28 protein-coding genes are annotated in these 18,444 nt (G+C 46.5%); 27 read left to right on the forward strand and 1 reads right to left on the reverse strand.

Going from position 1 to position 18,444, the window contains the following annotated elements; all coding sequences use genetic code 11:
- Positions 1–332: 332 nt before the first annotated feature.
- The 27 genes from ACOBQJ_RS03545 to ACOBQJ_RS03675 all read left to right on the forward strand — a co-directional run bounded on the left by ACOBQJ_RS03545 (position 333) and on the right by ACOBQJ_RS03675 (position 17,817).
- Positions 333–527 (forward strand): hypothetical protein, encoded by a 195-nt coding sequence (locus ACOBQJ_RS03545; RefSeq protein ID WP_421070349.1) that lies wholly within the window; start codon positions 333–335, stop codon positions 525–527.
- A gap of 113 nt (positions 528–640) precedes the next feature.
- Positions 641–1,438 (forward strand): hypothetical protein, encoded by a 798-nt coding sequence (locus ACOBQJ_RS03550; RefSeq protein ID WP_421070350.1) that lies wholly within the window; start codon positions 641–643, stop codon positions 1,436–1,438.
- Between the two features lie 269 nt (positions 1,439–1,707).
- Complete coding sequence (locus ACOBQJ_RS03555) at positions 1,708–2,433, forward strand: hypothetical protein (protein WP_421070351.1); 726 nt, start codon at positions 1,708–1,710, stop codon at positions 2,431–2,433.
- Positions 2,434–2,576: 143 nt separating this feature from the next.
- Positions 2,577–2,708, forward strand: a complete 132-nt coding sequence (locus tag ACOBQJ_RS03560) for a hypothetical protein (RefSeq protein ID WP_421070352.1) — start codon at positions 2,577–2,579, stop codon at positions 2,706–2,708.
- Positions 2,709–2,880: 172 nt separating this feature from the next.
- The gene (locus ACOBQJ_RS03565) at positions 2,881–3,255 is read left to right on the forward strand and encodes a DUF1257 domain-containing protein (protein WP_421070353.1); all 375 of its coding nucleotides are present in this window, start codon (positions 2,881–2,883) and stop codon (positions 3,253–3,255) included.
- 2 nt (positions 3,256–3,257) lie between these two features.
- Positions 3,258–3,455, forward strand: coding sequence for a DUF2997 domain-containing protein (locus ACOBQJ_RS03570; protein ID WP_421070354.1), 198 nt, complete (start codon positions 3,258–3,260; stop codon positions 3,453–3,455).
- A complete protein-coding gene (locus ACOBQJ_RS03575) occupies positions 3,427–3,603 on the forward strand; it encodes a hypothetical protein (protein WP_421070355.1) in 177 nt (58 codons plus the stop codon). The genes ACOBQJ_RS03570 and ACOBQJ_RS03575 overlap by 29 nt, the downstream gene beginning before the upstream one ends.
- Positions 3,604–3,619: 16 nt before the next feature.
- Positions 3,620–5,290: an ATP-binding protein gene (locus ACOBQJ_RS03580; protein ID WP_421070356.1), complete on the forward strand. Its 1,671-nt coding sequence runs from the start codon at positions 3,620–3,622 to the stop codon at positions 5,288–5,290.
- A gap of 69 nt (positions 5,291–5,359) precedes the next feature.
- A complete protein-coding gene (locus tag ACOBQJ_RS03585; RefSeq protein ID WP_421070357.1) occupies positions 5,360–5,560 on the forward strand; it encodes a hypothetical protein in 201 nt (66 codons plus the stop codon).
- Between the two features lie 16 nt (positions 5,561–5,576).
- The gene (locus ACOBQJ_RS03590) at positions 5,577–6,986 is read left to right on the forward strand and encodes a DUF3150 domain-containing protein (RefSeq protein ID WP_421070358.1); all 1,410 of its coding nucleotides are present in this window, start codon (positions 5,577–5,579) and stop codon (positions 6,984–6,986) included.
- Positions 6,987–7,442: 456 nt separating this feature from the next.
- On the forward strand, positions 7,443–7,985 hold the full coding sequence (locus ACOBQJ_RS03595; protein ID WP_421070359.1) for an SLOG family protein: 543 nt from the start codon (positions 7,443–7,445) through the stop codon (positions 7,983–7,985).
- Positions 7,943–8,344 carry a deoxycytidylate deaminase gene (locus ACOBQJ_RS03600; protein WP_421070360.1) on the forward strand — a complete coding sequence of 134 codons (402 nt, stop codon included), beginning with the start codon at positions 7,943–7,945 and terminating at the stop codon, positions 8,342–8,344. The genes ACOBQJ_RS03595 and ACOBQJ_RS03600 overlap by 43 nt, the downstream gene beginning before the upstream one ends.
- Before the next feature lie 77 nt (positions 8,345–8,421).
- Complete coding sequence (locus tag ACOBQJ_RS03605) at positions 8,422–9,318, forward strand: HsdM family class I SAM-dependent methyltransferase (protein WP_421070361.1); 897 nt, start codon at positions 8,422–8,424, stop codon at positions 9,316–9,318.
- Between the two features lie 72 nt (positions 9,319–9,390).
- On the forward strand, positions 9,391–10,326 hold the full coding sequence (locus tag ACOBQJ_RS03610) for a hypothetical protein (RefSeq protein WP_421070362.1): 936 nt from the start codon (positions 9,391–9,393) through the stop codon (positions 10,324–10,326).
- A 9-nt stretch (positions 10,327–10,335) separates the two neighbouring features.
- A complete protein-coding gene (locus ACOBQJ_RS03615; protein ID WP_421070363.1) occupies positions 10,336–10,614 on the forward strand; it encodes a nicotinamide mononucleotide transporter in 279 nt (92 codons plus the stop codon).
- 12 nt (positions 10,615–10,626) lie between these two features.
- Positions 10,627–11,016 (forward strand): hypothetical protein, encoded by a 390-nt coding sequence (locus ACOBQJ_RS03620; RefSeq protein ID WP_421070364.1) that lies wholly within the window; start codon positions 10,627–10,629, stop codon positions 11,014–11,016.
- Entirely contained in the window at positions 11,013–11,459 is a 447-nt protein-coding gene (locus tag ACOBQJ_RS03625; protein ID WP_421070365.1) for a hypothetical protein, read from the forward strand. The genes ACOBQJ_RS03620 and ACOBQJ_RS03625 overlap by 4 nt, the downstream gene beginning before the upstream one ends.
- Positions 11,460–11,807 carry a hypothetical protein gene (locus ACOBQJ_RS03630; protein WP_421070366.1) on the forward strand — a complete coding sequence of 116 codons (348 nt, stop codon included), beginning with the start codon at positions 11,460–11,462 and terminating at the stop codon, positions 11,805–11,807. It begins immediately after the preceding gene.
- The gene (locus ACOBQJ_RS03635) at positions 11,776–12,138 is read left to right on the forward strand and encodes a hypothetical protein (protein WP_421070367.1); all 363 of its coding nucleotides are present in this window, start codon (positions 11,776–11,778) and stop codon (positions 12,136–12,138) included. The genes ACOBQJ_RS03630 and ACOBQJ_RS03635 overlap by 32 nt, the downstream gene beginning before the upstream one ends.
- Before the next feature lie 12 nt (positions 12,139–12,150).
- Entirely contained in the window at positions 12,151–12,624 is a 474-nt protein-coding gene (locus tag ACOBQJ_RS03640; protein ID WP_421070368.1) for a 2-oxoglutarate dehydrogenase E1, read from the forward strand.
- The gene (locus ACOBQJ_RS03645; RefSeq protein WP_421070369.1) at positions 12,621–13,661 is read left to right on the forward strand and encodes a DUF5131 family protein; all 1,041 of its coding nucleotides are present in this window, start codon (positions 12,621–12,623) and stop codon (positions 13,659–13,661) included. The genes ACOBQJ_RS03640 and ACOBQJ_RS03645 overlap by 4 nt, the downstream gene beginning before the upstream one ends.
- 425 nt (positions 13,662–14,086) lie before the next feature.
- Positions 14,087–15,235, forward strand: a complete 1,149-nt coding sequence (locus ACOBQJ_RS03650; protein ID WP_421070370.1) for a hypothetical protein — start codon at positions 14,087–14,089, stop codon at positions 15,233–15,235.
- A gap of 12 nt (positions 15,236–15,247) precedes the next feature.
- Positions 15,248–15,457, forward strand: coding sequence for a hypothetical protein (locus ACOBQJ_RS03655; protein WP_421070371.1), 210 nt, complete (start codon positions 15,248–15,250; stop codon positions 15,455–15,457).
- A 58-nt stretch (positions 15,458–15,515) separates the two neighbouring features.
- Positions 15,516–16,400, forward strand: coding sequence for a VanW family protein (locus ACOBQJ_RS03660; protein WP_421070372.1), 885 nt, complete (start codon positions 15,516–15,518; stop codon positions 16,398–16,400).
- Between the two features lie 2 nt (positions 16,401–16,402).
- Positions 16,403–16,918 carry a hypothetical protein gene (locus ACOBQJ_RS03665; protein WP_421070373.1) on the forward strand — a complete coding sequence of 172 codons (516 nt, stop codon included), beginning with the start codon at positions 16,403–16,405 and terminating at the stop codon, positions 16,916–16,918.
- A gap of 85 nt (positions 16,919–17,003) precedes the next feature.
- The gene (locus ACOBQJ_RS03670; protein ID WP_421070374.1) at positions 17,004–17,240 is read left to right on the forward strand and encodes a hypothetical protein; all 237 of its coding nucleotides are present in this window, start codon (positions 17,004–17,006) and stop codon (positions 17,238–17,240) included.
- A gap of 13 nt (positions 17,241–17,253) precedes the next feature.
- Positions 17,254–17,817 (forward strand): guanylate kinase, encoded by a 564-nt coding sequence (locus ACOBQJ_RS03675; protein WP_421070375.1) that lies wholly within the window; start codon positions 17,254–17,256, stop codon positions 17,815–17,817.
- A gap of 24 nt (positions 17,818–17,841) precedes the next feature.
- Here the strand turns inward: ACOBQJ_RS03675 and ACOBQJ_RS03680 are convergent, their stop codons facing one another.
- Positions 17,842–18,411 (reverse strand): site-specific integrase, encoded by a 570-nt coding sequence (locus ACOBQJ_RS03680; protein WP_421070376.1) that lies wholly within the window; start codon positions 18,409–18,411, stop codon positions 17,842–17,844.
- Between the last annotated feature and the right edge of the window lie 33 nt (positions 18,412–18,444).

Here is an 18,444-nt window from a genome sequence, read left to right on the forward strand (position 1 = left end):
TGCCTTCAGGCAGCCGAGTTGGCCTCTGAATATGATTATTAACCTTTGTATTTAAAAACCCAAGCCCCGCTCTTACGACATGATTGTAAGGGTAATACAAGAAAAAACAGCTCCCGACTAACAAAGAAGGGGGTACAAAAAAGAACTTAAAAAAGTTCTTTTTTTGTTAAAACAACTGCGCAAAAAACACTGCGTAGTCAAGGCAGCCAAGTGGATTGCCAATAAACAACTAGCAACTGCTAGTAGAAAGGAGTAAAAACATTGAAACTGCACAATTTTCAGGCTGTGGTAACTGCCCGATAGCTAAGAGCTGCAGCGACAAAAAAGTACCGGTGTCCGTAACGTTCCTGGCTGACCAATTAGCTGATAACTGGGGACGATTTGTAAAGGTCTTCGGAAAAGGTGAAACGGTCAAAGGAAGCGCGATAGTGGACGGTGACACCATCTACTGCATCACGGCCCGGCACGAATTACTGGACTACAGTGACTTCATCTCATTAGAACGGATCGAAGTGAAGATGAATTAAGCTGTTTTCAGGAACCGTAGGATACGGAGAAAAAGGACGGCGAGATGTCAGTCCAATAAAACTACCGGCGATTGCCGGAGCTGAGTGAACCTCAGTAGAAGGGGGATAAAACTATGGAAGCAACAGCAAGACTGGAGTACTACCTCAACGAGGAGGGGCGCAAGAAATCAATATTAGCCGGCGGAAACGGCAAGCGTTTTCAAGAGATTGTAACAAAGGCCACGCCGGAGATTCTGGAACTTGCATTGGTGGAAGAAGACGGACTTGTCAGATTCCCAGCAGACTGCAACACTAGATTAGTGGTAGTAAAGACATCCGAAAAACCCGGCTGGTGCTGGGATGGATGCGGAGTAACCGAATTCAGTGAACCACAAACAGTTGATTCACTTGTTGCTCACATGAAAGAGGTTTGCCGGGATATCGGAAGAATCAAGATAGACCCAGTTAACCTCGCTGAGATAGCCTTGCTTGAAAAAGAGTATAAGGAAGAACAAGAAGTTGAAAATTCAAGGAAAGCCAAAGAGGAAGCAGCACGAATTACATCAAGGGCAGAAAAGACTGCATGGATAGAGGAGCATGGTTCCAATCATCTTCGTCGTGCCACTGCTCTTGGTTATAGCTGCCAGGGGTTGTATGTAAAAGAGAGGGCGGCGATGGAGTTTCCCGGCTTTTATGTTGACCTCGACGAACATACAAAATGGAAGTCAAGGGGTTGGCCAAGTCCTGAAACTATTACAATGCAGTTGGATTTGCAGGCAAAAGGATATCTGGTAGAAGTAGTTTGGCTTACGAGGCCGCCTAAAGACGCATCTGAATACCCTTATAAAATTTATGAGAAAGGATTCAATCCTTGCGAAGCGCTGGTAGTTAAAGAGTACCTTGGTAAACACACCCTGGTAACAATATTTTAATTAACCAAACAAGAAGTCAAGGGGTTGGCCATGTCCTGATGCTATTACAGGACAAGTGGAAGTAGTTTGGCTCACGAGGCCGCCTCCAGAATTTTTTTCAAAAACATCCCTTTCCGCCGGGATTAAAAGGCGGCCACTGCAATATGTGGCCGCAAGGCCCGTGCAGTGGGAAAGGAGTTAATATGCGTATGTGTTGGGATTCAAAAAAAGACAAAGAATTAATCTCTCTCGTGAAGAACAGCGCAACCCGTACCCAGGGTTGCCGACTTATGGCAGAAAAACATGGGGCTACACTTAAGTCTGTTACAAAAAGGCTTGAGAGGATACTCCAGGAAAATCCTTGTCTCGCCAAAAAACTGTCTTCGACAAAGCGTCGGTCTAGAAATCGGGCAAAATCAGCTTCCAAAATTCTAGGAGACAGCGGTAAGATATGCGAGCTTTTAACCCAGATCGAGGAATGTGGCTCGAGAATCAGGGGTATGAAAACCTTTGCTGAAAACAACGGCGTAAAGCTTTCCGGAGTAAAGAACGTTTTTTACAGCAAAATCCTAACCCCCGAGCTTAACCAGCGCCTGCCTCTGGGGGTACAGCAAAAGCCAAAAACAAAACCCGTTGTTAAGCAGACAGACAAGACAATAACAATTGAACAGGCAATCATTGACACCGTTAAGGCAAAAAAGGAATTACCCTTAAAGAAAGAAGACATCCAGGTGGCGGCGGAAAAAGCCGGTGTGCATTACCACACCGCACTTGGTGTTTGGGGCAAAATGAACGCCAAAGAACTAGCAATAGCGCAGAACACAGGCGTCACAATCGCCCAGGTATTGGAACTGTACGATATCATCAACGAGCAAAAAGAAAAAATTGCTAAACTGGAAAGCCTGCTCAGTGCGAGCCGCAGGGTCAGCCTGTGTGCCATTGAGATGTTAGCCAATAAGAATAAGACCAAAAACAAGAAATTCTTGGTTGCTCTCGGTCAAAAGAAAGCAATCTAAAGTAAGCGGAGGATAGGCCCCAAGTGGGCTGTCCTTCATCTAACAAGGGCACTATTCAGACAACTAAATAAGAATTCAACTTCCTCGCAACCTGCGGGGGCAAAATAATTGCCCCCGTCAAGGGGGCGAAGGGGGATAATAATATGCCAAAAACAAACGCGCTCATGGGTTATGGACTTTTAGTCACGGCGGTAACAATTGCAGTCATCATACTGGGATCAGTAATTGGCAAAGCCGTCGGCACAGCTTTTGGCCGTATATCCGGCGTATTGTAAACCGAAAACAAAGGGGTTTATCGTCAACGGTCCGTAAGACCCCCGGATTCATCCGTGGGGATATAAGGAGCATCGGGCGTTAGCCCGATAAACCTGCAAACACTTGTTCCTATAAAAGGTGATGAGCAATATGTAATCCTCACAAATTCATGATTTTTTAAGGAGGAAAACAATGTCCCACTTCACAACAGTTAAAACTCAAATTAAAGAATTGACCCTGTTAAAGGCGGCGATGAAAGCTCTTAACCTTCAGATGGTAGAGCGCCAAACAGTTAACGGCTACATGGGCAACAAGACTACTGCTGATGCCGTATGGCAGGTTAGCGACAATTATGATGTCGGTGCCATTAAAAACGCTGACGGCACATTTGATTTAGTTGGCGACTGGTGGGGAACCAGTATGACAATCCCGATGCTTGAGCAAAAGATCCCGCAGGAGTATGCGGTTCAAAATGTCCTTCGAAGGGCAAAGCTCATGGGTCATCAGGTTGCAAAAGAGAATCGTAAAGACGGCTCTGTGCGCCTGGTGGTAAGAACGGGGGTGTAATAATGGAACTTCATATCACAGTCAATCTTGACGGCACAGTGGAAATTGATGCCGTGGGATACAGCGGAACCAAGTGCCTTGAAGCCTCTCAGCCCTATGAGAAAGACTTGGGGATAGCGGAAGTCAGAAAGAAAAAGCCTGAACTGCTGTCAGAAGGAGGTTCTGTGGCGAATGCAGCAAGAAATAGAGTTAATTATTAACGGCGACACTGTTGAGTCGCCCTGGTGGAGCAGAGAGATGTCGGAGTACATGTGCCTGCTCTGCGGTAAAGAATGCGATAAAAATGAGCTAAATAAAAACGAACTACAGGTAAGGGTTTGCTTAAACGCAAACCCTTTCTGCGGCTAAAAAGGATGTGATTTGTATGTGGTATCAGGAGATCGTAAACAAGTGGCTTGCCAGAATCGCCCATGTCTTCGTTGTCTATGGCAACACTGGCGACACGGTGGACGGAGTAAATACCGTACAGACATACCTCAGTGAAAAATCCGGATTATGCCTCCAAAGAGATGTGGTGATCAAATATGACCGCAGTAGAGGGATAACCTTTCCTCTCGCCTCTCACAGAGAAATATTTTTTAAGAGCCTGGGTATGGAGGTTCCCGAAGACGATGACCTTCTCCCGCGTGAACCCGCCGGCGCGCTTCGCCTGATTGAGAGAGTCCTTCTTCAAACGAAAGAGGGGCCGAACAACACGCGCGTGCCTTTAGCAGCAGCGATAATATCGTTCGCTGAGACAGTTATGCCTTCCACTGACTTATCTTCAATGTCTGGTGAGGACAGGACTGTTTTAGTCACCCTGCAAAGGTGGGCCAGGGAACCGGAGTTCATCGACATCGGCCCGCCGGTGTTCTTAATAACTGAAAACATCGGCGACATACACCCCTGTTTACGGGGAGCGTCTTCCAGAATTGAGGCGGTGCATATACCGTACCCCAATATGGAAGAACGCCTGAAGTATATCAAGGAGATATGTGAAATTAACGGTGTGGCCATCAAGGATATCAACCGGGCGGCAGCGATGACCGCTGGTTTAAAACGTATCCACATAGAGGACATAGTCCTTCGAGCGAGATTGGAAGAAAGAGTAGTAGACAGCGATCTTATCAAAGCCCGTAAAGACGAAATCGTCAGGGCTGAATTCGGGGAAGTGCTGGAGCTCTTAGATCCTGAAATGGGGTTTGAGGCAATCGGCGGGATGGATTATGTGAAGGACTTCTTTCGCAGAAACATCATCAACCCGATTAAAGCAGGCAACCTTCGCAGGGTTCCCATGGGTGTCCTTCTGCCGGGTCCTCCCGGAACAGGCAAAACACTCCTCGCCCAGGTTGTTGCAAAGGAAAGCTCGCTGAACTGCGCGGCTCTGAACCTTTCGAAGATATTCAACATGTATGTTGGCAGTTCTGAAAGGAACCTCGACAAAGCCCTCGCCTGTCTGGATGCCCTGGCTCCGTGCCTGGTAATCTGCGACGAGCTGGATCAGAGCGGACTGAGTCGTGAGAACTCTGGTGACTCTGGGGTGTCGAACAGGCTCTTTAAAAGACTGCTAGAATATATGTCCGATACCAGCCACCGAGGTAAAGTAGTATTTCTTGGACTCACCAACAGGCCGGATTTGATGGACGCTGCGTTAAAGCGCCCGGGCCGGTTCGACAGGAAAATTCCCGTCCTTCCCCCGGACGAAAAAGAACGGAAATCGATTTTCGAGGTGATGTTTAAGAAATATAGAATTGACTGCGAAGCTGATATAAACCTGGCGGCGAATCAAACGGACGGCTATACCGGCGCCGAAATCGAGGCACTGGTCTTAAAGTCGCTGGAAGTAGCTGAAGACGACGAGTGTCAAGAGGTGACTGACAGCCACCTGGCACACGCCCTGAAGGTTTACATTCCGACAACAAGAGACATACAGGCGCAGGTGAAACTTGCCCTGGCTGAGTGCAACGATAAAGATTTGCTACCGCCGGCATACAAGCACATGCTGGACGAACGCAAAAAATCAACACCCTCACCCAGAACGGTCAGGGAACTGTAAGAAAAGGCGGTGTATCCGCCCCTATATCTCTTTAAGGAGGTGCAAGGGGCGGCGTGCCGCCCTTTTATTATGTTGAAAAAAAAGATAAACGGTCTGGACTTCCTCTCTTCTGGGCAGGAAGTTCTAATTCGTTTTCATACACCAATCGGAATTAAAGAAGCGAAACTGACCATGACGGAAAACATCGAGAAAGTCGGTCTTCCGTACCGTGACCGGGACAGACCAATATGGCATGTCGAGGTCAATGATAAAAAGGTCACTTTCGCTTAGAAAGAGGTGGAAAACCATGTTAAAAACCGAGGCCAAACAAAACAAGGACGAATTCATTGACCGCGTAAATGCGGAATTCGAAGGAGTCGGTGATTGGGAAGAAAAGAAAAGAGAAATAGCTGAACTCACCGGCGGTGACAGGATATATGTCCAGAGGGACGTACTCGCCACCAAGCTCTGTGAAGAAGGTTATATCTATAAATCCCATATTGGCCGCACAAGATTCACAGTAAAACTAAAACCTCAAGATGTGGGGCTTGACCCGGATAACGAGTCCCATAAGGACTTTATCAGCCGTTATCTTGCCCTTGGCAACAAACTTCTGCTGCCGGCCGAGATTCTCCGCAAGTTGGATCGAATAGATAAGCAGATACGCCGCACCATTGATGAAGAATTTGGTATTCCCACAATGGCTGGGTCTTTTGTGCCATTTAAGAGCATTGAGGCTATGAAGGAGAAGATAGAAACCCTCAAACAGGATTATTTTGCTGTGAGGGATGAAATCCTCGAAGATTACGAAAGGATCAAGCAAAATACCGAGCTGGCTTATCAACTGTACGCAATCGAAGCCTACAGGTTGATCAGGAAAGATCCTATGTATGAACCGACGGATGAAGAAATTTCTATGTTCGTAAGGTCAACCATGGCATACTTCCCCACGAAAGAGCAGATTTACAGTAGTTTCTATGTAAACCTGTCTGTGGGGACAGTTGAGACAACCGAATTCCTTGCGGCCCAGGAATCCCGCCTGCGGTTAATCAAAGAGCGGGAGGCTTCCTATAAGGAAGAACTGCGGATAATCGAGCGTAAGCTCACTGAAGACAGCAGGGTGCAGGAAGAACACGAAAGACAGCGGTTGTTGATTGAGAAAGAGAGAGTTAAAACGAAACTCCTTGAGGAACAGTCGAAACAAAAGGCCATTGAGGAAGCCATCGCCATAAAACGTGATGAATACCTTCCGAGGATGGAGCAGATGTTTGCTGACTTGGCTGGCGCCGTACACGGCATAATCTTCGATGTGGTCAATAAGGTCACCGAGTCTATTAAGCTCAAGGGAAACCTTGAAAGAGGGGACACGATGAACTTAAAGAGCCTGGTAGACAAGGTGAAAAACCTTGCCATCACGCCCGATCCCGAAGTCGAAGGCTGGATCGGTAAAATTCAGGACATAGCAGACACGCCCTCTCACAAAAGGGATGCCGAAGAGGTTAAAGAAGCCCTCTGCGTGATACGGGCAGAAGCAGGGAAAGTAATCCTTTCTCTGGGGCGGACGCCCCGCACGCTGAGAGGTGCTGATAAGACAGACATCGTGAATGTCCTCGCCGAAGAATCCATCCGCACCCGCCAGATAAGGCAGTTAAAGATTGAAGAAACCGACTCGGTGCCGGCACTTGTCCGACAGCCGGGAGAAAGGAGCATATCATAGAGAAAGGTGATTTAACGGTTGTTTTGCAAAACGGAGCAGCCAATAGGATTGACAACGTCAACAATGACAGCGCTAAAACTTTAATAGATGATTTTATTAAAGGGAAGAAAAAAGTCATTTGCTTGGACGACGGAATAACAAAATCTTTTTGGAGAACAGAAACCATCGCGGGTGTAGTATTTACCCGCAAATAACTTTCACATCCCCTCGCTTCTGCGGGGGGACACCCCATGCCTGGGATTGGCTGCGCCTCCCCGTTGGCCCCGGGCGGACCCGAAAGGTGACCGAGACAGCCATACTAATAAAGATTAACTTTGTTCTATATTTTTAAAACCAAAAACAGTTACCCGAACACGATTTGGGAAACACACTGAGAAAACGAACCTCTGGTAATTTATATTGGAGGTAAAAATTAAGACCAAATGGTCTTTTTTATATTTAGAGAGGAGGAACGCCTTGATTCTAGCAGTCGTTGGCACCAAAAAGCCTGGTTGCGGAGTCCGTGAGTTTGTGTTTAAAATACTTCACGGCATACACTCGAAACATCCCGATCTTGAATTGGTTTCAGGCGGATGCAGGGGCATAGATACCTATGCCGCACTATACGCCCTTGAAAACAATATAAAGATCACGGTATTTCTACCAGGCGTAATCCAAAACAACCCTTATTTTCGGGAGACACAGTCGGTTCTCAAAAGGTTGCCAAAGGATTGGGTGATAGAGCAGCCCCAGTACGCTAACGCCAACCTTTTTGTGAACTACAAGCCGTTCTTCGAGCGAAACCTGAAGATTGCCGACTTTTGCACCCACGGCTTGGGATTCCCCCTTGACGGGGACAGCAGCGGAACAATCTTTACAATTAAACACATTGAGAAATACGGTAAACCAACCAAAGTATATTGGGTTATGAGAGAGGAGAATGAAAAATCGCAAGGCCAACTGTGGACGAAGTCTTCATGGAAGTCGCAGAAGTTATTTCCAAACGCTCAACCTGTTTAAGGCGGCAGGTGGGAGCTGTGCTGGTCTTGGAAGACCACATCATAGCCACTGGCTACAATGGAGCCCCTAAGAACCTGCCTCACTGCTCTGAGACAGGCTGTGTAAGGGAAGCACAGAACATCCCCTCTGGACAACGCCATGAGCTTTGTAGAGCTAACCACTCCGAAGCCAACGCAATTATTTTCAGCCATTGCAACACTAACGGGTCGGTGCTTTATGTTACCTGTTTCCCGTGTGTGATGTGCGCCAAGATTTTGATTAACGCTGGCGTGAAGAAAGTTATCTACAAAGGCGACTACCCCGACGAGTTATCCAAAGAAATGCTGGAGTCGTCAGGTGTAACGGTGCAAAAATTCTAAATCGAACGGCCCTCCGGGAACTGCTGCCCGGAAGGGCGCAGTTTTTCCAGCAGGGCCTCCGAAAGGAGGTTTAAAAATTGAACCGAAGGCTTGCAAGAAAATGGTATGACGGGATTGACAGGGCAAAGGAGATACTTGATATCTCAAAAGAGCGCGATTTGACGCTGGAAGAAATCGAGGAGTTAAAAACGCTCCATACAGGCTACGGAGGGCTGACCAGTTTTAAATCCGATCAGTTCTTCACGCCGGAAGTCGTTACAAGTTTTCTGGTTGACATGGTTGACCCGAAAGACGGCTGGAACGTCCTGGAATTCTCCTGCGGCTGTGGCGCCTTTTTAAATGCCCTGACACAGAAAAACTCGAATATCAACCTGACAGGCATTGAGTTGTCTTATGACCTGGCGCAAATCGCTTCGCTGTGCTACCCGAAAGCCAATATCATCCGCGGCGACGCTCTTGATTATTTGGCTGAGTTCGAAGGCAGGATGAACCTGGTTATTTCAAACCCGCCTTTCGGGATGCCGACGGTAAGGAAGAACTTTGAAGTTGCAAGAAGGGCTTCAGAGCAATATTTTCTCGAAATGGCAGTGAGGTGTTTGAAGCCCGGCGGTGTTGTTGCATTGATCCTTCCCGAAGGTATATTCTGCAACTCGCACACTAAGCCGCTGAGAAAGTGGCTGATGGAGAAGTGCTATTACCTTGGCACGATCTCCCTGCCGATACAGACTTTCTACTTTGCGGGAACAGGAGTGAAGACCAGCATCATGTTGGCTAAGAAAAAATATCCCGGCCATGAGGCAGGAAATTATCCTGTCTTTATGGCAATCTGCGAAGAAGTAGGCTGGGACAACAGAGGTAAGCCGACCGGCAAGTGTGATTTGGATAAAATCAGGGAAGCGTATTTCGAGTTAAAGCCAGAACAAGACGCCTATCTGGAGAATTCTAAAACGGAATTCGATGTAATTAATTTCTAAAAACAAAGACCCTTCCGGGATTAAACGCCCGGCAGGGCGAACCCGGTGGGCCTCTAAAAAGGAGGTCTGATTATGACCAAAACATTAACAAAACCCAAAGCAAGGGCGCTTATCTACAGAAACAAAAGCGGCGGCATATCTGTTAAGCTGCTTTTTTTAGATAAGCCGTTGCGCGGATTTACCTTCAAGTACAGAGTGGGAACAAAGAGGTCAATCAAAATCAACACCGACGCAGACCGTGATAAGTACCAAATGGTTGTCGGTTTCTCTGTCCTTGAGAGCTTCCTTTCTATAAACGGAATTGGAAGCAGCGAGGTGGAGGTTGATCCTGCTAGCATCGATACCTTCTACGGGTTTAAAGACAACTATGTTGTTAAGCCAACAAAAGGATTTGTTGATAAGTGGTGGGGATGTGACTGCCCCGACTTGTACCGTTATATGGTGAATAAAGATGGCCACACAAACTTCTTCGGCCTGAGGCTTGTTTGTTTTTCGAACAAGCTGGTTGAAGCCTCTTATATGGGAGCCTATATCGACCCCACTATAACCGAAGAAGAGGTCAATTTATTTGCCGGCGATAAACAACACACGAATATTTATAAGGAAATGATGGGTGTGGTTGACGCACGGAAGTTAACCAACGAGAAACATAAGGAAATGACAGATTGGATTGAAGCCTACGAGGAAAATATCCAGAAAGTCATAGATAATAACAAGCTCGTCATCATGCTGCACATTAAGGACATGTTCGATGAAGATGGCTGTGAAATACCTTTTGGTTTAGATTGCGGTTTCCTCAATGTTTTCACGGAAAACGAGGAGTACAACAAACTAAAAGTCGTCATCAAGAACAGTAAGAGAGGAGCCTCTCCGAGATGGCTTACAGGTCTTAAACTTCCGTATGAAACCCAAAGCCTTACGATTAAAAAGAAGGAATTCGAAAAAATCAAGGAAGTGGTTTACGCAGCTACCGGCGAGGTCTTGTATTGCAAGACCATGCTGGATTAAGGAGGCAATATGAACGCAACAACAGTCGGCTGGATAGGCTTCGCATTGTCTATGACCGGCCAGTATTTCATTACGAAGAAACACCCGCTTGCGTTTGTTATATGGAATATATCCAACCTTCTGTGGATAGCGCTGGCGTACTACTCCAGTAACTACCCGCAGCTTTTGATGTTCACGATGTTTTTCCTGGTGAATATCATCAGTATTCGGGCGTGGATTAAAGACGGGAATGCAATTAGTTACAACATAACCAAATGCCTGCATCTTCATAGGGGCAACTTGGGATAAGGAGGGCTAAAATTGAATACAGAAAACCAAATTACAGCTATCGATGACACTGTCAGGAGAAACGCCATAGTTATACTCTGGAGCAAAGGCCTGAGCCAGTTTGCCTCTGTCCAGGAAGAGTTCGAAAGACTCGTCGGCAACCTGGTTAATCTGCAACTTCGCAAAGCTGATGATTACGCGCTCGAAAAATTCATTAAATCCTGCGTCGATCAGGTCAGGCCGATTGAGAAACTGATGATGTTTCAATACGGTGTGGATCACAGCCAGATTGCAAAGATAAGGACACCCGCCGAACTCAAGGCGGTCTCTAATAAAATGAAGGTCATCGAAAAGACAATGCTTGGGATTGTCAGGCGAATGCACAGGCACAGCCTAATATTCCTTCAGGCGGTGAAGAGATGAACACACTCAACATAGGAAGTAAAACTAACGATTGGAGGGCGCGCGAGCTCTCCAATTTTGCGTCTGGGGAATTTATTGCCTTTGGAATAAGGCTTGCTTCCGTAGAAGGATTCTGGGTAGGGCTTAAATTCGACGAAGGCTCACCTGAACAGTTAAAGGCTTTTACTCTGTCCGGCTACGAAGCCAAGAAGTTTGGCTACAAGGCGCCGAAAAGAGGTAGCTTTACCTTCCAGGGTAGGACATATAAAGTCGGCAGCTCTGAACACCAGAACTTAATGCGGTTAGCTCTTAGGGCAAAATTTACCCAGGTAGAAAAAGCACAGCGGGCGCTGCTCGCAACAAAAGGATTAGTCCTGACGCATATCATGCCGAGAGACAGCATTACCATTCCTGGGGCTGTCTTCTCGCGGATGCTAATGGACATCCGGGAAGAGGTGGGTTAAATGAGTAAAGCGTGGTTGGTCAGCGACGGATATCTACAGACGATTATTTTCGCAAAGACTAAGAACCAGGCTATATCAGCATTTGAGCCAAATTGCACACCCAGCAGCCACGAGGTTACCGCAAAGCGAGAGAAAAAATACGATCAGTACGCTGAGAAAGGGTGTATTCCCGTTACAGTGCTTCTCGATGACGACTGGTTCGTCTGCTGCTCAGGCTGCTTCGAGCCAGTAGTGAAACACGATCTTGGTATGGGAGCTTTAATAAAAAGCGAAAGAGAAGCTCTGTGTGAAAGCTGTGCTGGAGAGGGGGATGCAGATGCCGAAGAAAGCATGCGCATTGTCTCCTGAAGCCATTGTTCAAAGAGCCTGCGTCGTACTGAAGGCAATGGCGGCCGGTCAGGAATTCAAGATATCCTCAGGCCATAAGCTCGCTATGCACGACGGCAGGATCGGATATTTGGTGGACGCTTATAAGAGCAATCAATCACTTGATGGACCGCCTGATCACCAGGAAGTTCATTTTTTTGGAATGTCTATCAATGACTTCTTGACAGAAGTTGAGTTTGCAGATGATGACGACTTGTTCCTTTTAAGCGCCAACAAGGTCCTGAACGACATTACAAAAACAAAAGGAGAGCAATATGGTTCTGGTAGTGAAGCTGAGTTAAATCAAAACTAAAGAGGTGATTGCGTGCCGAGAATAATTAAGACCATATCTCTTTACAACCCCCACGCCCTGCTTATTGGTCTTGGCCTGAAACTGAACGAGACCAGAAGTTGGCCGACGAAATATAGGGGATTGCTAGCCATTCACGCCAGTAAGACAATGACCCCCTTCCTTAATAGGCTCTGTTTCGAGGAACCTTTTAAAAAGCCCCTCGTAGATGCAGGTTATATTAAAGGAAAGGAATGGATTAAACCTCTTCCATCTAGCGCCGTTATAGCTGTGTGTAACCTGGTTAACTGCCAGGAGATCACAAAGCTGTATCGCTTGTATAGCCTGCCCGAAGAACCTGAATTGAGTTTCGGGGATTATTCGGTTGGGCGGTACGTGTGGAAGTTGGAAAATCCAATCCTGCTTCCAGAGCCAGTTCCGGCCAAAGGGCAACTGAGCATCTGGAAATGGCAGGTTCCCGACGGAATTCGAATTCCGGAGGTGGTATGATGGTTAAAGCAGAAAGAATTGAAAAAGGTCTCTATTGGGATCGAGCCTGGTCTTTAGTCGGAGGTTGCACGCCTGTATCTGAAGGCTGCGATAACTGCTGGAGCGCAAGGAAAGCCAATATAAGGGCAAATAACCCCAATGCGAAAATACAAGAGCAGTATGGCGGTTTAACCGAGGGCAGTCAATGGACAGGCCAGATACGGCTTTTGGAGAAAAACATGGACCTGCCGTCGAGAGTGCAGAAGCCTACCGTTTGGGCAATATGGAATGACCTGTTCCATGAAGATGTGCCGGACGCATATATCCTGAGGGCATTTAACCTGATGGGATATTGCCCGCAGCACACATTCATTCTTTTAACAAAGAGGCCCGAACGTATGAAAGAATTCATTGACAGGCTTTATTGTAACCACTACAACATCTGCGGACCGACAAGAATGGAATTCGAGCTAAAACCGACACCGTTTTTCACTAAATACCAACCGCTTAAAAATCTGTGGCTTGGCGTAACGGCCGAAAACCAGAAACAAGCCAACTTACGCATACCAATACTCCTGCAAACACCAGCGGCAATACGGTTCGCCAGCGTGGAACCGATGCTGGGTCAGGTGGATTTGAGGAATCTAAAGTATGACGGCGACATTTTAGACGCTCTGGCTGGTGAATACCTCTCGACCGATGGCAGTGAGGCTTATGTTCCGTGGAACAACCTCGACTGGGTAATCTGCGGCGGCGAGTCAGGCCCAGGAGCAAGGCCGATGCACCCGGATTGGGCAAGGAGCCTGCGCGATCAGTGTCAGGCTGCGGGAGTGCCATTTTTCTTCAAAGGTTGGGGAGAATGGCTGCCGGTTGCCGCCCCAAGGATAGGCATAAAGGAATACCTAATCATGGACGCAGATGGGAAATCGTATCGAGGTGGATGGTCAGATGCTATGTCAACCGAAGGCGATATCTGGGCGTTTGCCAGAGTAGGCAAACAGGTCGCCGGCAGATTACTGGATGACTACAAATGGGATCAATTCCCGAGAGTTGCTTAACAAAAAATAACGATACCCGCCTCTTAAAAAGACGAAAGATACTTCGGGCAGGGCGTTAAAGCCCTGCTTGCCCGGTGTGAGCTGCACCTCCCCGTGGTACCGGGTGGATGCCGTCAGGCAACCAAGACAGCAATAATAACAGTAAAATAACCTTTTAATTTTCCGAAAACAAAAAATAAACACTTTGACATGATTGAAGTGTTTCACAACAAAAACATTTCTGCCGGCATGATCGGCGGATGCTTATTACACCCCCTGATTATAGCCTTAAAAGGCTATTTTTTATAACAAGGCGAAAGCCCTGATATAAAACAAAAACCTATTTAATGAAGTCTTAAAAGACTTCTTTAAAATATGAGAAGTAATAAAAAACGGCCCTGGCAGGCAACCGTCCGTCTGGGCGGTTCTGTTGGGCATTGGAAGAGGTGATTATTATTAAAAAAGTGCTTATCGTTCAACCCCACCCGATGACCTACTACCCGTTGGTATCGAAAAAAATCAGCGCATACCACAAGGCCAATGGAGACAAGGTTGAAATGGTGCAGGGCAGAGTCTTTGGACGCTGGGATGTATGTTATATTACGACACTGCTCTCAGTCAACATCAGCCAGTACATTTCAACTATTGAATTCTACAAGCAGTTTGCTGACAGGGTTGAAGTAGGCGGTCCCGCCGCAACAGCGATGTGGCAGGAAATCCACAAAGAAACAGGCATAATGCCTCACCGCGGACTCGTACCTGAGTTTGAAGCTATCCAGATGGATCATAGCATTATCGGCCCCGAATACGGGTATTCACAAGCGTTCGCGTCGCGTGGATGTCCAAGATCATGCAAATGGTGCCTGGTCCCAATCCATGAGCCTAAGTTCATCGATAAGGTGGATAACCTGGCGGAGCAGATTGACCTGACCCGCAGGGATCTCATGCTCATGGACAACAATCTGCTGTTCTCCAGGAAACTGCCGGAGATAGTGGAGGAACTGGTTACTCTGGGGTTTGGTCAAAGCGGTAAAAGAAATGCCCGCAGGGTTGACGTCAACCAGGGTGCGGACGCCAGGCTGTTCTCGATGGATAACGCCCGGCTGCTTAGAAAACTAAATATACTGCCTTTAAGGTTCGCCTTGGACAGTATCGAAAACTGCGATGCGTTTAAAAAGGCGGTTGAAAACGCCATAAAGGTTGGCTTTAAAGAAATGAGCGCCTACATGCTTTACAACTTCTTCGATCCGGAGACAGGGCAGGGAGATAAGCCAAGCGATCTTTTTACGAGGTTAAATCTCGTAAAGGAACTGAACGCCAAATACAATATTCGCATTTACACCTTCCCGATGAAATTTCTCCCCCTCACAGCTCGTGACAGAAAGCACAGGAGTCCTTTATGGTCCAGTATTCAGTTAAGGGGATTCCAGTTGATGAAGAATGTTTGCCGTGGCGTTTTACCCACTGGGAAGGCATCCTTTGAAAAAGTCGTCGGTAAAAGCGTGGGAGAATTCTTATTGAACCTTCGCCGAACGGACGAACAGGTATATAAGAAAAAACCGGTATCTAGCAATCAAATGGCGCTGAACTTCTAAGGAGGTTGTTTAATGATAGGAAAACCAATAGCTGTGTTGGATTCACAAGATGATGTAATTTGTATTGGCTTAGTAGCAGGTGTTGTAGATTTCGATGAATTAAGAATAATGATTGTAGAGTCCACTGCGGATTATGAAGCTAATAAAACATACAACTTCAACAAGAATAATGTACGGTTTTCTTTTAATCCGTCAATTATCATGAAAAAGAAAAACCAATAAAACTAAAAAAACAAAAAACAAGGCCGCGGGCCTTATTTTTATTAAGGGAGAAAATATAATGAAAAGATTTAGAACTATTCTAATGGTGCTTGTATTGACGTTTTTATTTGCGGTACCGGCTTCTGCTGGTGAATGGAGCGTAATATCATCAAGAGTAATAGACTTTGACCCGACAGATAATCCTTATGCGCCTAATAACAATTTCAACGCTATCTATGCGGCCGAGTTTTCTAACGGAACAATATTAGCACCCGGTCAGAGATTTTCCTTTAACGAAATTGTTGGTGCCCGGACTACTGAAAGAGGTTTTGCTGTTGGGCAGAACTCTATCGGCGCCCCTGATATTGGAGGCGGTATTTGCAGAACAGCAACAGTTCTTTTCCAAACCGCCAGGGCCGCTGGCATGGACGTTATTGAAAGATGGGATCACTACCCAGCAGTCAAATATGCGAGACCTGGAGATGACGCGGCTGTCCAGTATGGGCTGTACGACATGCAGTTTTCTAACGTCTACCATGTTCCCGTTATGATTCATACCAGGGGTGATACGGACGAAAGCGGCCTGCACCTTTGGGCTGTGTTCCTCAAAGAGGAAAAACTGCCTTCTGTAAAGGTTTCCGTGACTGAAGAAGTATATATGGAAGGAAAGCTGTTCAACGGAAAAACATTTGTACCCGCTGACAGGGTTGCCCAAATTTACGGCAAGAAAATCAACAGCACCGAAAAACTGGGTTTCTACACCGTAAGCATCGGGAACATTGTTTTCTCTGAAGCAAACGGCGACATCTTGCGTAGCACGAACGGATTTTATGTTCCGCTTAGAAAACTGACCGAGAGCTACGGTGGTCTGATTAAGTGGGCTACAGGTAAATCCTATGAAGCCGCACTTACACTGCCGGCTACGCTCGCGGTAAGCAACCAAAAGATGCAGCGAGGTGAATAAGAGTGAAATATACTTTCAAACGCATAGACTCGGACAGGATTGAGCTGTCATGGGAGAACGGCCAGAAGCAAGTTATGACACTCGAAGAGTTTACTGAATTCCTTACATCTGACAGCAACACGCTCCAGAATATATCCTTCAGCTCTGATTGGGGGATGAAGTTTGGAGACAGCTTATTTGATTATGCCCGGATGTATATGCAAGATAAAGAAAACAGCAGGTCTCGAACCGGCGAGCGGGTGAATATCGTTCCTGTCAAGGAGACTGTTAAAACCGGCAAAAACGGCATAGATATCAAAGCCCGCTATAAAATAGTCGGGGAATCAGGAGAGGAGCACCTTGAGTACAAAGTGAGCATCACAGGACTTAAAGGCGGCATCGCTGACAGGCCTGAAGCAGAGAAATTAATTCCCTCTACCATAAGGTGCCTGCTGAAACTCTTCTTTTCAGGTTGCCATGCAATTGAAGAAGACGAAAAAGCCCTTGTTGAAGCACTGGAAAAACAAGATGTTGCTTAAAAGAAAATAACGGCTGCCGGCAGGCCAATGCACAAGGAGGTGATCCTGGGTGCTTGGCCCTGCCGGGGGCCTTGCATCCATATTTATGTCTGAAGACAAGGCAATAAACAAAGGGCTCCAGTTAAAACTGGAGGATAAGGTGTTAATCCGCAGGGAAAACCTAATCGGAAAAGTTGTGGACTTCTTTAAAACCAAAAAAGGGATTAAGGTTGTAGTCCAGTCAGACAGGGAAGACATCTATTTATTTAACATTAAAGAATACGGCAAAGAGTTCGTATTAGTCGAGATATTCGAAGAAGTACCTGAAATAAAAACAGCTTAAAGGAGGAGCCAAGTTGGGAAAGTTATATATTTTAATGGGGCCTGCTGGCTCCGGTAAAACAACTATCGGCAGGGAGTTAGGAAAAATATTCGGCATGAAGTTTTTCACTACAATCACGACGAGACCGATGCGGCCGGGCGAAGTGCAAAATGAAGACTATTACTTCATCAGCAAGGAAGAATTCCTGAAGCTCCGCGCGGAAGATAAACTGGCAGAGGATATTGAGTATGCCGGCAATATGTACGGCACCACGAAAGAGTCGCTGCTGAAAATACCGAAGTCTCCGACTGACTACTATGTAGCCCTGACCATAGACGCCTATAAGGATTATATGAAGTTTTTGACCGAAGAAAATATAGTGGTGATATTCATATGGGCTAACCGCGGCACGATCATCCAAAGGATGAAGGACAGGGGTGCCACTGACGAGGATATCCAAAAGAGGCTCAAGCACTACGGCAGCGATGTCGAGGCGTGCGCCCTGGCTGATTACGCTGTAACCAACGATATCGATATTGATTATGCGGTTAATAAAATCTCTAATTATATCAGAGTAAATATGAAGAAAGCATCATAAGAACAGGCGGGGTTAAAGCCCCGCCTATAAATTCAGTGTCAGGTAGACGTTATCCAAGTCATCCTGAGTAATACCTATATATGAGAGGGTATCGCCCGGAGAGGAGTGGTTTAAGAGTTTTTGGACAATGGTTATATCTTTACCCTGGCGGTAGGCGTGATAGCCGAATGTCTTCCTTAAAGTATGGGAGCCAATCCTGTCGGTTATGCCGACGGATTTTGCTGCATCTCTGATAATCCTGTAAGCCTGGACCCGTGTCATAGGAACCCCGCCCTTGCGGGATGGAAACAACGGATCTGCTGGTTTACAGTTCTTACGGGTGGCCAGATATTCACGGAGGGCTTTTATCGAGGTCTTCCCCAAGGGGAATTCTTTCAACTTCTGGGTCTTCTGCTCACGGAGGCTTATTTTCTCGATGGGCTTCATGTTGTCGTCAGCAACATCGCCGATATTCAGCTTTAATAAATCGCCGATACGAAGTGCTGAATTAATGCCAACGGTAAAGAGGCAGTAATCTCTCAGGTTGGAGCTTTTAAGTATCTTTTTAATAGCTTCTATCTGATTTATGTCTCTTATAGGCTGGACAACTTCCAAAATAATCATCTCCTGCGAATGTAATATAACTAC

The organism is Pelotomaculum propionicicum, from assembly GCF_048984525.1.
Lineage (GTDB): Bacteria > Bacillota > Desulfotomaculia > Desulfotomaculales > Pelotomaculaceae > Syntrophopropionicum > Syntrophopropionicum propionicicum_A.